We start from the raw sequence: 13044 nt of genomic DNA on the forward strand, positions 1-13044 counted from the left end.
CCTTCCTCCGCGGCTACGGCGCCTTCACCAGCGTGGTGCCCTGGGACAGCCACGCCCGCGAGCTGCCTTCCACGGCGTAGGTGAAGTCGTCTCGCGAGCCACGGGCGTACACCTCCGAGACGAGCCCCGTGTCATCCGGCACCGCGCTCCCCAGCCGCAGCGCCTGCGTGGGAAGCCCCTCCCCGCTCACCTCCACGAGGATGCCGGGCCGTTCCAGGCCCGCCTGCGCTTCAGGCACCTGCGCGTCGACCCATCGCGTGGCCTCCAACCGCTGAAGCCAGACGAGCAGGCTCTCCACCTGCGTGCCGTCGAGCGTGAAGTTCGCGGGCGCCGGCTTCGGCTCGAGGAGCGCCCACGCCGAGCCCTCCTTCGCCACGACCAGCCGCGTGTCCCCCTCCTGGAGCAGCAACCGGTTCACCTTCGCCGTGTCGAAATCCAGCAGGCGCAGGTCGCGCAGGTCCGTCAGACGCTTGCGCAGCCGGACGGCTTCCGTCGCGTTGACGGTGAACAGCCGCGCATCTCCCTCCAACTGGACGGGGATGGGGTCCAGCGAGGCCGGCGCGGACGGACGGCCCAGGTGCAGCGCCACCGCCTTGCCATTCTTGAGCCGTGCCTCCACGGTGTCGCGCGCGCTGCCCAGGGCCTGCGCGGCCTGCGTGGCGCGCTCGCCCACGAGCTGGTCCTCCACCTCGGCCGCCGCCAGGTCCTGGGCGAGCCGTTCCACCACGGCGGGGTTGAAGCGGAAGCCCTCGGGAACCTGCGTCCCTTCCGCGAGCCGCCACCCGCCGGGCGTGCCGTCCGAGGTCACCGTCACGGGCGACTCATCCCCGACGCGCAGCACCATCTGCGAGATGTCCGAGACCTCCAGGCGCATCAGCCGGGCATCGCGCCAGTCCATGGGGCGCCTGCGCCACAGCCAGCCGAGCAGGACCGGGTGCTCGAAGACATCCGGGGCCGCCCCGGTGCGCACGTACGTTCCGCCGGTCGACGCGCCATCCTTGCCGAGCACCCACTCCATGGGGGGCGCACCCTCCAGGAGGATGCGGACCTTCTGGGCCCTCGCGCTGTCCATCCAGAAGTCGGCGTACCGGTCCGTCTCCACCGTGACGAACTTCGCGCCCGACACGCGGGACAGGGACTCCAACGCGTTCTTCACCGACGCCGCGTCCGCCGGGAACCGCGCCTCCGGCTGGCCAGGGTCCCACACCGTCCAGCCCGCGCCGTCCCGCTGCAACGTCGCCTTGCGGACCCCACTCAGCTCCAGGCCCGTGACGCGAGCAGGGTCGAAGCTCGGCAGGCGCCGCGAGCTCGCGCCCTCGGTGCCGGGCGGCGTCTCCGTCGACGCATCCTTCTGCGCGAACACGAGAATCAGCGCGAGCAGCACGACGGCCGCGCCAACGGCGATGAGCATCCCCTTCTTCATGGCTCTCCTTCTGCTCCGGACAGGCAGCGGTCCGCTGCCCGTGACCTCGGGAGAACCCTTACTTCACCCCCCCACGTCTCGGCATCCCCCTCCGTGCCGCGAAGGCGCCTTGCCTACCCTCCCGGGGCGGTTCAGGCTCCACCCACCGTGCCCTTGCGCCGCCACGCGGCCGGCGTCACCCCGTGGACGCGGCGGAACTGCCGGATGAAGTGCGTGACGTCCGCGTAGCCCACGCGCTCGGCGATGATGTCCACGCGCTCGTCGGTGCCCCGGAGCCGACGGCGGGCCTCCGCCATGCGGCACTCCAGAATCCACTCGCCCACCGTGCGGCCCGTCTCCTGCCGCACCACGCCCGCGACGTACGCCGAGGAGCGCCCCAGCGCCTTCGCCACCTGCGCCAGCGACAGCGGCTCCAGGCAGTGCGTCTCGATGTACGTCAGGGCCTTGCGGCTCAGGCTCAACGAGGGCGGCTCGCTGACCGCGGGCTGGGCGGTGATTCGCTCCAGCTCGATGAGCACCAGCCGCAGCAGCGCGAGCGCCGCCTCGTCGCGGCCGGGCTCGCTCCCTGACACCTCGTCCGCCAACAACCGCATCCACCGCACGAGCCGCCGGCGCTGCGCCACGGAAGGCCGCAGCACGGGGTGACAGCCGCCGCGCACGCGCAGCAGGGGCCCCAGGCGGGAGACGCCGTCCTCTCCGCCCAGCACCTCGGGGGAGAACCCAACGCCCCACCCCTCCGCGTTCGAGATGCCGCCCCGGTGCGCATCCCCCGGAGGAATCAGGTGGATGTCGCCCGCTCGCAGCACCAGCTCCCCCGCGTGGCGGATGCGGGACTCGCCGCGCGTCACCAGCGCCACCACGGCGTAGGTGTGCACGGCGGTCGTCCCTGTCGCCCCCAGCTCGCGGGCATGCAGGCGGCCCGCCCAGATGGGCAGCCGCCCCTGCTCGAAGTGGTGGAACGACGGCTCCGGGTGCGCCGGGCCGTCCGGGCAGGACTTGTTCGGCATCACCCCGTCGTAGCGAGCGGGCCTCCGGAGCGCAATGACACTCATCCCTCGCTCACGGGGCCGGCCAGTTCCAGACTCAGGCTGTGGTTGAGCATGCTCGCCGCGATGGCCGCCGCGGACGCCGCCGCGATGGCCGCCTGCATCCGCTGGGACATGTCGCCCACCGCGAAGATGCCCGGCACGGACGTCTCGCCCGTGGGCAGGGCCTTCACGAAGCCCTCCTCGGTCAGCTCCAGCCCCAGCTTCTGCACGAGCGGCACCTGCCGCTGCGGCGGATGGTCGAAGAGCACCTCGCGGGGAACCCGGGTTCCGTCTTCCAGCTCCACCGCCGCGAGCGCGGCGCCGTGCGCGCCCTCGCCCGTGACGAGCCCGCGGATGCGCCGCTCCTCGATGCGCACGCCCACCCGCGCCAACTGGGCTCGCCGTGCCTCGGGGACCGGGAAGGCGCCCTGGGTGAAGACCACCAGGTCCTCGGTCCAGCTTCGCAGCACCAGCGCGAAGTCGAGGTACATCTCGCTCGTCGCGAGCACACCCCAGGGACGCGCCTGCACCTCCCAGCCGTGGCAGTAGGGGCACTGGAAGATGGAGGTGCCCCACAGCTCGCGGTAGCCGGGCAAGTCCCGGGGCACGTCCACCATGCCCGTGGAGAGCAACACCCGGCGCGCTTCCACCACGCCGCCGTCCTCCAGCTCCACCCGGAACGCCGCGCCCACGCGCTCGATGTTCCGCACGCGCACGTCGCGCACCTCGACGTCGTAGGGCTTCAACTGCTCCCGCGCGATGTCGCGGAACTCCTGGGGCGGGATGCCGTCGCGGGTGAGGAAGTAGTGCACCTCCGTGGCCGCCGCGTTCCGGCGCGGCCCCGCGTCGCACAGCAGCACCTTCCGGCGCGCGCGCCCCAGCATCAACGCGGCGCTCAACCCGCCGGGGCCACCACCCACCACCACCACATCCTTCACGTCCTTGCGTTCCATGTCGTGCGTCCTCATCGCATCCGCCGGGTGCCTGCAGGCCAGGGGCAGCGCCACGCCCCCAGGTGCCTCGTGCGGCGCGAAGTCCTGGGGGCCTGCGTCCTGCGTCCTCTGGCGCGTCATGGAGGAAGAGCTAACGGGTGGCGTTCAGCACCGGGAGGGCGCGGCTTCGCACCGAATCGGCGGATCCTCGCGTGCCTTCCCACGCCCGCCCCCTGGGAGGGCCTGCGTCCCGGCGACCGCGGCTGCTCGGCCGCACTCCGGGTGCTGAATGGCTGGTACGCGAGTTGCTCTCCCACCCCCCCATGGAGAACGTCATGCGCTACGCCGTGGTGATGGGAGTCACGCTGGCCTCGTGGGGCGCCGCCGCCGAGGAGCGGTGGACCGCGCCGTACCAGGTGGAGGACGCCTCGGGCCGCACGGTCCGCGTCATCCTGGGAGAGGCGGCTCCGGACGACGTGGCCTCACGGCTCCGGGTGATGACGCTCGTGGGCAAGCAGGGCCTGGCGGAGGCCCGTTTCCAGCGCACGGAGCCGGTGTGCGTGGGCGGCGAGGACGACTCGGACCTGCCGCCCGTTTGCCACACCGTGGGCGTGTACACACAGCTCCCGGGCACACCGGACATCGGCGAGCCGCTCGTGGCCCTGGCTGGCGCCGTGAATGGCACGGTCGGCGCCCCCGACGCCACGACACCCCGGAAGCGTCCCGTGCCGGGGCATTGGACGTCGACCCCGTTCGAGCGCGCCGTGGACGAAGGCGCGGACCCCTACATGCCCGCGGACGCACCCGCCCCGCGCTACCGGTGGCACCCCGGCGCCGATGGACGCGTGGCGCTGGAGCTCCAGCACTACGAAAGGACGTCGTCGCAGGTCACCCTCGAAAGCTGCACCGAGGAGCGGCAGGGGCCCTTCACCCGGCTGGAGTGCGTTCCAACCCCGCCCTTCGTCACCCCGGACATCCCGCAGCCGCTCTCGATGCTCTACGCCGGGCGCACGCTCCTGGTCGCCAGCTTCGAGGACTACGGCGAACCGGAGACGACCCTGGTCGCCTCGCTCCACGTCGCCGGGGACACGCAGTACCTGGTCCGCGTGGGCCTCAAGGGGCAGGCCGTCACGGGACTCCTCTTCCGCGAGGGGAACACGTGGCGCCTCCTGCTGCGCCCGGCCGACTACCCCGTCCTCGGGTGCTGAGCCGCCCGCGAACCTACCAGCGTCGCTCCGGCTCCATCGCCGCGGGCCGCCGGTTGTCCGTGGGCTCCAGGCCGCTCGCGGTGGAGCAGCGGCACACCTCGCAGCCGCGGTCGTGGTCCATGGTGCAGTTCACGCCAGTGACACACGACAGGTTGCGAGACTCCACGCAGCGCGTCTCGCCCTTCTTCTCGTCACGCTCGGCGCCGTGACGGCAGCCGGCCGAAAAAGCCGCCGCTCCCACGAGGGCCAGCATCCACCACCGCCGTCCACTGCTTCGCATCTGGCCCACTGGCATCGCGCACCTCGGTGTGAGTTCCCGAAGGGACACCGTCTCACGGACACGGTGTCCCCTGGCGCTGGTCATATCGAGCGACGGATGCGCCGGCCAGCGGGGACGCTACGCCTCGGGTGCGGGCTGCTCGGACTGCTCTTCCGACGCGGCGCCGTGCTTGCGCCGCCAGCGCTCCACCATCAGCAGCAATGACGGGAAGCCCAGCAGCACGATGACCAGGTTGATGCCGAAGCCCAGGTTCGCCAGGTCGCCAATGGAGTTGAGGCCCGGGTGCTTCGCCAGGATGAGCGCGACGAAGCCGATGGCACTCGTCAGCAGACCGCCCGTGATGGCCCGGCCCGTCTCCGCGTACACGGAGACGAAGTCCGCGCCGCGCTCGCCCAGCCGCTGCACCAGGTGCACCCCCGCGTCCACGGTGGTGCCCACGAGCACCGGCAACACCATGATGTTGAGGTAGTTGAACTGGAGCCCCAGGAGCGACATCAGGCCCACCAGGCCCACGACGGACAGCAGCGTGGGCAACATGCAGATGAGCGCGGTGCGCAGCTTGCCCAGCGTAATCCACATGGCCACCAGCACGCTCAGCACCGCCGCCGCGAGGATGCGCGGGCCCTCGCGCGACACCATGTCCAGGATGTCCGCCAGGATGAGCGCCTCGCCCGCCGCGGACACCTGACTGCCGTCCGGCATCTGCAAGCCGCGCACTTCCTTGGCGAACTTCCGCGTGCCTTCGCCGTCCGACAGGCTGACGCCACCGGCGTACACCAGCACCACGCCGCCGGTGCTGCCATCCAGGCTCTCGAACTGATGCCGCACGCTGGTGGGCAGGGCCTCCTGCGTGAAGGGCTTCGCCTTCGCCATGTTCAGCGCGCGCACCAGCGTGTTGCGCGTGGCCTCGGGCAGCCGCTCCGGATCCAACTTCTCCAGCTTCGCGGAGATGGCCTGGAGGATGGCCTGCTTCTCGTCCTGACGCTTGGGCACCAGGTCCGCCAGCGCGCCCACGAAGTCGATGGTGGACTCCTTGCCCCGCGCCACCTTGCGCGCCTCGAGCTGGCGCACCACCTCGCGCTCCATCTCCGAGGAGTCGGTGAGCACCACCACCGGCGTCTGCGAGTAGCCCAGGATGTCATTCACCTTCTGGTCCAGCACCGCCGACGCCTGCTTGTAGTCCTCCAGCGTGCGCGAGTCGTAGTTGAACGAAATCCGGTACGCCTGCGACACCAGCGCCAGCACGCCCACGCCCACCACGATGCCCACGCCCCGGTACGAACGGGGCAGCCACCGCGCCAGCAGGCTCAACGGTCCAGCCGCGTTCTCCTGCTGCACCCGCGGAGACCAGCCGAAGCGCGTGGCCAGCCCCAGCAGCGCGGGCAGCAGCAGCACGTAGGAGAAGATGCTCACCAGCATGCCCACCGCGGCGATGATGCCGAACTCGCGGAACGCCCTGAACTCCGACATGGCCAGGCTGAGGAAGGTGAGCGCCGCCACCAGCGCCGCGATGAGCGCGGAGAAGCCGGTGTGCCGGAAGGACTCATCCACCGCTTCCTCGGAGGTCATCCCCTCCGAGCGCAACGTCGTGTAGCGCCCCAGCAGGTGGATGCCGTGCTCCACGCCCAGGCCGCCCAGCACCGCCGCCAGGAAGCCCGTCAGCAGATTCACCTGCCCGTAGGCCAGCCCCACGAAGCCGTACGTCCAGCCCAGGCCCGCCATCACCGGCGCCATGGTGAGGCCCACCGACAGCGCGCTGCGGAAGTGGAAGGCCAGGTACGCCAGGAGCAGCACCATGGCCAACGAGGACGCTCGCGCCAGGTCCTCCACGATGACGCGCTGCTGGTCGATCTTCTTCTTGAAGGTGCCGGTGACGGCCGTCTTGAAGCCGGGCCCGTACTTCGACAGGTCCTGCGTCGCCAGGAAGTCCTCCACCTGGCTCACGACCTTCTTCGAATAGTTCAGGTCCGCGGCGCTGCCCCGCGGCTTGGCCATCAGCACCACCATGCGCTCGGCGGGGTTGATGTAATAGAGGTCGCCCTGACCGGAGAGGCGCTGGTTCGCGCGGCCGGTGTACTTCTGCTCGATGTCGGAGAAGTCCACCGACGGAGGATCCTCCTCCACCAGTGACACGAAGAGCGGATTGGCCTGCTGCTTCTCCCAGAGGATGCGCGCGTCGATGCGGTCCTGGATGGTCACCAGGTCCTCGACGTCCACGTAATAGAGCGAGTGCTCGTCGAAGAAGGCCCGCGGCCGCTGGTGGGAGACGTAGCGGATCTCCGACAGCGCGCCGAGCTTGGGCGCCATGTCGTCCGCGAAGCGCTTGAGCACCTCCGGATCCGCTCCCATGCCCACCACCACCACGTTGCCCTGGCCACCGAAGCGCTTGCGCAGCTTCTCGATGTCCTGGACGCTGGGGAAGCCCTTCGGCAGCAGCCCCACGAAGTCCGCGTTGAGGGTCAGCGTCCGGGCGAAGAAGGCCCCCAGCACGGTGAGCACCAAGGCCAGGAGCAGCGCCTGATAGGGCCTCCGGTGGTTCCGCACGGCCAGGCGGCCCATCGCGCCTTCGAACCGCTCCGACCAACGCTTCTCACTCATGTTGCGACACCTGCATGTGTTGATTGGCCGAATCGCCGGACACCTTGGGCACGCGCTAACGGGAGAGTCAACGCGTTTATGCCGTGAGGCGGAAAGTAAGGTTGCGAATCACCTGCCCTTTCTAACCCTCTCCCCGAGCGAATGCTCGTCCGCTCACCGTAGCTGACGCGTGTCTGCCTTAGAGGACGTGGTGGGTTGAACGCGGCGCGGGAGCGCTGTCAGGTATCCCTACCTGGTGGGCAGACAGGCAGACGTGGACGCCTGCATCGTACCCACGTCATGGGCACGTTCCTCCGCATCACGTGCTCGCGCGTGCGGGCACACGAGGGAGGGGAAGCCGCTCCGCCCTCCGCGCGACCGGGGGGGCCGGGACGCGGTGGGCGGCGTCAGGCCCATGATGGAACCACATCTCAACGACACCTCACCCTCGGGCGAGCCGAGGTGGATGGGGCGTGTGGAGCGCATGCTCGGCGCGTTGGCCGCGCACAACCACCAGCGGCCGGTGGTGGCGCTGCTGCTGGCCCTGCTGCTGGCCGTGGGCGGCGGGCTGCTCGCGCGAGGGCTGCACCTCAACGCCAACCTGGTGGACCTGCTGCCGTCCTCGTTCGAGAGCGTGCAGGACCTGCGCGAGCTGGAGCAGCGCTTCGGCGCGCTTGGCTGGGTGGCGGTGATGGGTGAAGGCGGAGACGCCGAATCGTTGAAGCGCTTCGCGGACGACCTGGCCCCGAAGCTGGAAGCGCTGCCGGGCATCCGCTTCGTCGAGGTGCAGCGCCCCGGCGCCTTCTTCCGCGACCGCGCGTTGTACTTCCTGTCGGAGGCGGACCTCCGGGAGGTGCACCGCCGGCTGGAGGCGCGGCTCAAGTGGGAGCAAGCGCGGGCCAACCCGCTCTACGTGCCGCTGGTGGACGAAACGCCGCCGTCGCTGGACTTCTCCGACCTGGAGGCGAAGTACGCGGGTGGCGCCGGGCTGCGGATGTCATCGAGCCAGGGCGACTACTACCTGGATGCGGACCAGCGCCGCGTGGTGCTGCTGGCGAAGCCGGACACCACGTCCGCGGACCTGGGCTTCTCACGCAAGGTCACGGATGAGGTGCGGGGGCTGCTCGCCTCGGAGGACCTGTCGAAGTACGGGCCCGGCTTCAAGGCGGCCATCACCGGCACCTTCCAGAAGAAGCTCGACCAGCAGAAGCAGATTGCGCGCGACATCGGCGTGGCCTCCGCCTTGGCCACCGCGCTGATGCTCCTCTACCTCCTGTTCCATTTCCGCAGCGCGCTGGCCGTGGGCATGGTGCTGACGCCCGTGGGCGCGGGCCTGGCGTGGACCTACGGCCTGGTGGCGCTCGCCTTCGGTGAGGTCAACCTGCTGACGGGCTTCCTCGGCGCGATTCTGGGCGGCCTGGGCGTGGAGCACGGCATCCACCTGCTGGGGCGCTACCTGCACCTGCGCGGCGAGGGCCGCACCTCCGTCGACGCGACGCGCGAGTCCTTCACGCACACCGGCGGCGCGGCGCTCGTGTCCGCGCTGGTGGCGGCGCTCACCTTCTTCGTGCTGGGCACCTCGCGCTTCCGCGCGTTCCACGAGTTCGGAATCATCGCGGGCGTGGGCATGGTGGTGCTCATCGCCGCCTACGTGCTGGTGCTGCCCGCGATGTTGGGATTGGCCTCGCGCCTGGGATGGAAGCCGCGGCGCGCGTCGGTCACCACCTCGCGCTCGCCCATGGGGAACATGCTGCTGCGCCGCCGCAACCTCGTCGCCGGGGTGTCCGCGGTGATGCTGCTGGGGTTGCTGAGCCAGACGGGGCGCGTGCGCTTCGATTTCGATTTCGGTTCGCTCGAGGACCAGGACCTGCCGTCCTTCGTGCTGGACCGCGAGGTCAACCGGCTCATCGGCTACTCCCAGTCGCCCGTGGTGGTCCTCACCCGCACGCCCGAGGAAGAGCAGGCGATGGTGGAGCGGCTGCACGCGCGGCAGCGGGAGCGCGGCGCGGACTCCACCATCGACTTCGTGGCGTCGCTGTCCTCGCTCGTGCCGGCGGACCAGCCCCAGAAGCAGCGCGTCCTCCAGGACATCGGCACGCTGCTGGAGCGCGTTCCCATGGACCGGCTGGACGCGCGACAACGCGAACAGGTGGCGGCGCTGCGCGAGCAGGCCGCCTCACCGCCCTTCACCCGCGCCGACCTGCCGCCGAGCGTGCGGCAACAGTTCGTGGGCCGCGAGGGCAAGCCGGGTGGCTTCGTCATGGTGTACCCGTCGGTGGACCAGTCGGACGGGAAGGCGGTCCGCGCGCTGGCGCGGGAGATACGCGGCGTGGGGACCCCGGACGGCACGCGCGTCTCCGCTGCGGGCGAGTCCATGGTGATGGCGGACATCCTCGACATGGTGACGCACGAGGCACCGCTCATCCTGGGCGGCACCACGCTGGCGGTCCTGCTGGCCATGTGGCTGACGCTGGGCGGGCTGCGCATCGCCCTGCTGTGCATGGCGCCCACCGTGGTGTCCCTGGTGGCGCTGTTGGGGCTGATGCCGCTGCTGGGACTGGAGTTCAACTACCTCAACATCCTGGTCATCCCGATTCTCATCGGAACGACGGTGGACGCCGGCGTGCATCTGCTGACGCGGCTGTCGTCGCCAGGGAATGACTTCGTGTCGGTGTATTCGGAGACGGGGAAGGCCATCTGCGGCGGTCTGCTGACGAGCGCGATGGGCTTCGGTGCCCTCTTCCTCGCCGACCACCCGGGCCTCAACTCCATTGGCGCACTTGCGAATCTGGGCTTCGCCACCAACCTCCTCGTCATGCTGGTGGCCTTCCCGGCCCTGCTGCTGATGCTGTCCCAGCGCAGGCTGCGACGCCATCCGGTCCGCAAGGACACACAGGAATCAAAGCCGCCGCGCCGCACCGAGCGCGGTGAGCCCACGCACGCGAATTGACACACACACCCACGACGGAGGGAGCGACATGGCGAAGCAGATGACGCGGGGTTGGCTGTGGGCAGGTGCGCTGGCGGGCACCTTGGCGCTGGGAACCGCTTGCAGCGCGACGGAAGGGCCCGTGCAGGTGGCGCAGGTGGACCCGAACAGCGGACAGATGGTGACGCCGGGCACCGCGCCCGGGAACACCTCTCCGACGCCCACCACGCCCACGACGCCGGGCACGACGCCGCCGGGCGCGACGACGACCACGCCCGGCACGACACCGCCGGGCACGACGACCACGCCGGGCACGACCACGCCGGGCACGGGCGGCTCGGGTGTCCCGAACACCACGCCCTACAGCACGGGCGCGGAGGGCACGACCTCTGGCATTCCGGGGACCACGCCCTACGGCGCGGACGCGGGCACCGGTGGCTTCGGACTCGGCACGACGCCCGGTGTTGGCACCACGCCGGGTGTTGGAACCACGCCGGAAGTGGGCACGACGCCGGGCGTCGGCACCACGCCTGGAGTCGGAATCACGCCGGGCGTGGGCACCGGCGCCGGGACGTCCAACACCGTTCCAGCACCCTCGGGCGTCCTGAACGACGCGGGCACGGGCTACTAGCCCTCGGCCGTTCGCGAAACATCAGCGTCAGGGCGCCGCGCGAAGCGTGCTCCCTGGCGCTACGGGGCTACGCAGCGATTACGGGATGCTAGCCCTCGGCCATCTGCGAAACGTCAGCGTCAGGACGCCGCGCGAAGCGTGCCCCCTGGCGCTGCGAGGCTACGCCGCGATTACGGGCGACCAGCCCTTCTCCGCCTGCGAAACATCAGCGCCAGGGCGCCGCGCGAAGCGTGCCCCCTGGCGCTGACAGTTCCACATCGCGATTGAGGGAGCCTGCCCAGGTGCGTGGTCCCTGGACAGCGACCCGCGCGCCTGCTTTGTCCCGGCGCGATGGACACCTCCGTCACGCGCATCCTGTCGCTGCGAGTGGGCATGCCCCGGGAGCTGGGCGTCCCCGGCGCCAGCGCGCCGATGGAGCGCCCCTGGACCAGCGCCATCTTCAAGGACCCGGTGACAGGCCCCGTGTGGCTCTCGGCCACGGGCCTCGCCGGTGACGGACAGGCGGACCGCAAGGTCCACGGCGGCCCGGAAAAGGCCGTCCTCGCCTATCCCCTCTCCCACTACGACTTCTGGCGCGAACACCTCGCACGAGACGACATCGGCCCGGGCGCGTTCGGCGAGAACTGGGTCTTCTCCCACGGCACCGAAGCGGACATCTGCATCGGCGACGTGCTGCGCGTGGGCCAGGCGCGCGTCCAGGTCTCCCAACCCCGTCAGCCGTGCTGGAAGCCCGCGCGCCGCTGGGAACGAAGAGACCTCGCGCTGCTGCTCCAGCAGACCGGCCGCACCGGCTGGTACTACCGCGTGCTCGAAGAGGGCCTCGTCCAGGCCGGCGACACCCTGGCGCTGCTGGAGCGCCCCTTCCCTGCCTTCACCGTCGCGTTCGCCAACCACGCGATGCACGCCCAGGCCCCCGAGGCCGCCGCCGCGCTCGCGAACTGTCCGCTGCTGACCACAAACTGGCGCGACTCACTCCGGCGGCGCTCGCAGGGCAACCGGGGCAACGACCGCCCGCGTCTTTTGGGCCCCAACGAAGACGCCTGAAAAACACCTCCGTCGCGGCAAGCCGTCTTCGCATTTCATTCCCAGCGCCGCTTGGAGAGCAAGCAGCCATAGGAGGGGCCTCTGCAGTCCGCACATCGGCTGCTCACGTTCCCGGCCAGCAGCAGGCAGACACAAACCTACCGGAGAACGAACCATGACCAAGTTCCTCAAGACCAAGGCCGTCCTCGCCTCTCTCGCCGCCGGTGCCCTCGTGTTCGGCACCGCCTGTAAGTCGGACTCGAGCGCGACCCGTGACACGTCCACCACGGGCAGTGACATGGGCACGATTGACAACCCGAACTCCGGGACGAGCACCGACACGAACACGACGACGCCCCCCGGAACGGGCGGTACGGGCATGGATGACCCGACCATGACACCCATGCCGGATGACACCGTGGACCCGAACAACGTCGACCCCAACATGGACCCGACGCTGAACCCGGGCACGGGTGGCACCGGCACGGAGGTGGACCCGAACCTCGACCCGAACATGGGCGCCGAGCCGGGCACCGGTGGCGCGGGTGACGTGGAGCCGCGCAACGAGGACCTGGATGTGGAGGACGACACCACGCTGGAGCCCGGCACGGGTGGCAGCGGCATGACGGATCCGGACACCCGGATGACGCCGCCCACGCCGCTGCCGGAGTCCGGCACCCAGCGCTAAACAAGCGCCTGACCCCAGGAACAACGATGCCCGCGTCGAACAGACGCGGGCATCACCTTTTTCAGCGCGGAAGAATCTCAGCTCACACTGAAGCCGGGATACGGCTTCGGCGACTTCACCGGCTCGATGATGCGCTGGCTTCCGCCAGTGCCCGGCGTCCCCGCGGGGCCGCCATCCGGTTGCACCACGGGAGGACTGCTGCGCGGCGCACGCGTGTCGTCTTCAGTGTCCGCGTTCCGGTCGGGTGCATCGGGAACGGCCTCGGGTGGAATGTGCAACACGTCCTTCTTGCTCATGGCAGCCTCCTTTTTCCCCAACCTGGGTC

11 protein-coding genes are annotated in these 13044 nt (G+C 70.4%); 5 read left to right on the forward strand and 6 right to left on the reverse strand.

Annotated features, from left to right (window positions below; all coding sequences use genetic code 11):
* Positions 1-13: 13 nt before the first annotated feature.
* The 3 genes from A176_RS31740 to A176_RS31750 form a co-directional block, all read right to left on the reverse strand.
* Positions 14-1423, reverse strand: a complete 1410-nt coding sequence (locus A176_RS31740; RefSeq protein ID WP_002636198.1) for a DUF4340 domain-containing protein — start codon at positions 1421-1423, stop codon at positions 14-16.
* Between the two features lie 131 nt (positions 1424-1554).
* Positions 1555-2475, reverse strand: a complete 921-nt coding sequence (locus A176_RS31745) for a helix-turn-helix domain-containing protein (protein WP_002636199.1) — start codon at positions 2473-2475, stop codon at positions 1555-1557.
* Positions 2472-3404 (reverse strand): NAD(P)/FAD-dependent oxidoreductase, encoded by a 933-nt coding sequence (locus A176_RS31750; RefSeq protein WP_002636200.1) that lies wholly within the window; start codon positions 3402-3404, stop codon positions 2472-2474. Before A176_RS31750 ends, A176_RS31745 begins: the two co-directional genes overlap by 4 nt.
* A gap of 314 nt (positions 3405-3718) precedes the next feature.
* Between A176_RS31750 and A176_RS31755 the strand changes: the two genes are divergently transcribed.
* Positions 3719-4591 (forward strand): hypothetical protein, encoded by an 873-nt coding sequence (locus A176_RS31755; protein ID WP_002636201.1) that lies wholly within the window; start codon positions 3719-3721, stop codon positions 4589-4591.
* A gap of 13 nt (positions 4592-4604) precedes the next feature.
* Here the strand turns inward: A176_RS31755 and A176_RS31760 are convergent, their stop codons facing one another.
* On the reverse strand, positions 4605-4844 hold the full coding sequence (locus tag A176_RS31760) for a hypothetical protein (protein ID WP_002636202.1): 240 nt from the start codon (positions 4842-4844) through the stop codon (positions 4605-4607).
* 144 nt (positions 4845-4988) lie between these two features.
* Entirely contained in the window at positions 4989-7469 is a 2481-nt protein-coding gene (locus A176_RS31765) for an efflux RND transporter permease subunit (protein WP_002636203.1), read from the reverse strand.
* A gap of 394 nt (positions 7470-7863) precedes the next feature.
* Between A176_RS31765 and A176_RS31770 the strand changes: the two genes are divergently transcribed.
* The 4 genes from A176_RS31770 to A176_RS31785 all read left to right on the forward strand — a co-directional run bounded on the left by A176_RS31770 (position 7864) and on the right by A176_RS31785 (position 12719).
* Positions 7864-10398, forward strand: coding sequence for an efflux RND transporter permease subunit (locus tag A176_RS31770; protein ID WP_226994043.1), 2535 nt, complete (start codon positions 7864-7866; stop codon positions 10396-10398).
* Between the two features lie 28 nt (positions 10399-10426).
* On the forward strand, positions 10427-11008 hold the full coding sequence (locus tag A176_RS31775) for a hypothetical protein (protein WP_002636205.1): 582 nt from the start codon (positions 10427-10429) through the stop codon (positions 11006-11008).
* Between the two features lie 330 nt (positions 11009-11338).
* Positions 11339-12052 carry an MOSC domain-containing protein gene (locus A176_RS31780; protein WP_002636206.1) on the forward strand — a complete coding sequence of 238 codons (714 nt, stop codon included), beginning with the start codon at positions 11339-11341 and terminating at the stop codon, positions 12050-12052.
* Positions 12053-12206: 154 nt separating this feature from the next.
* Positions 12207-12719 (forward strand): hypothetical protein, encoded by a 513-nt coding sequence (locus A176_RS31785; RefSeq protein ID WP_002636207.1) that lies wholly within the window; start codon positions 12207-12209, stop codon positions 12717-12719.
* Between the two features lie 77 nt (positions 12720-12796).
* Here the strand turns inward: A176_RS31785 and A176_RS31790 are convergent, their stop codons facing one another.
* Complete coding sequence (locus A176_RS31790; RefSeq protein WP_002636208.1) at positions 12797-13015, reverse strand: hypothetical protein; 219 nt, start codon at positions 13013-13015, stop codon at positions 12797-12799.
* Positions 13016-13044: the final 29 nt, after the last annotated feature.

The sequence above is a fragment of the Myxococcus hansupus genome (assembly GCF_000280925.3).
Classification (GTDB): Bacteria; Myxococcota; Myxococcia; order Myxococcales; family Myxococcaceae; genus Myxococcus; species Myxococcus hansupus.

What these genes read in the sequence shown, in the direction of transcription:
- A176_RS31740 (WP_002636198.1), bottom strand. Translation starts at nt 1,423, where the DNA reads ATGAAGAAGGGGATGCTCATCGCCGTTGGCGCGGCCGTCGTGCTGCTC.
- A176_RS31745 (WP_002636199.1), bottom strand. Translation starts at nt 2,475, where the DNA reads ATGAGTGTCATTGCGCTCCGGAGGCCCGCTCGCTACGACGGGGTGATG.
- A176_RS31750 (WP_002636200.1), bottom strand. Translation starts at nt 3,404, where the DNA reads ATGGAACGCAAGGACGTGAAGGATGTGGTGGTGGTGGGTGGTGGCCCC.
- A176_RS31755 (WP_002636201.1), top strand. Translation starts at nt 3,719, where the DNA reads ATGCGCTACGCCGTGGTGATGGGAGTCACGCTGGCCTCGTGGGGCGCC.
- A176_RS31760 (WP_002636202.1), bottom strand. Translation starts at nt 4,844, where the DNA reads ATGCTGGCCCTCGTGGGAGCGGCGGCTTTTTCGGCCGGCTGCCGTCAC.
- A176_RS31765 (WP_002636203.1), bottom strand. Translation starts at nt 7,469, where the DNA reads ATGAGTGAGAAGCGTTGGTCGGAGCGGTTCGAAGGCGCGATGGGCCGC.
- A176_RS31770 (WP_226994043.1), top strand. Translation starts at nt 7,864, where the DNA reads ATGATGGAACCACATCTCAACGACACCTCACCCTCGGGCGAGCCGAGG.
- A176_RS31775 (WP_002636205.1), top strand. Translation starts at nt 10,427, where the DNA reads ATGGCGAAGCAGATGACGCGGGGTTGGCTGTGGGCAGGTGCGCTGGCG.
- A176_RS31780 (WP_002636206.1), top strand. Translation starts at nt 11,339, where the DNA reads ATGGACACCTCCGTCACGCGCATCCTGTCGCTGCGAGTGGGCATGCCC.
- A176_RS31785 (WP_002636207.1), top strand. Translation starts at nt 12,207, where the DNA reads ATGACCAAGTTCCTCAAGACCAAGGCCGTCCTCGCCTCTCTCGCCGCC.
- A176_RS31790 (WP_002636208.1), bottom strand. Translation starts at nt 13,015, where the DNA reads ATGAGCAAGAAGGACGTGTTGCACATTCCACCCGAGGCCGTTCCCGAT.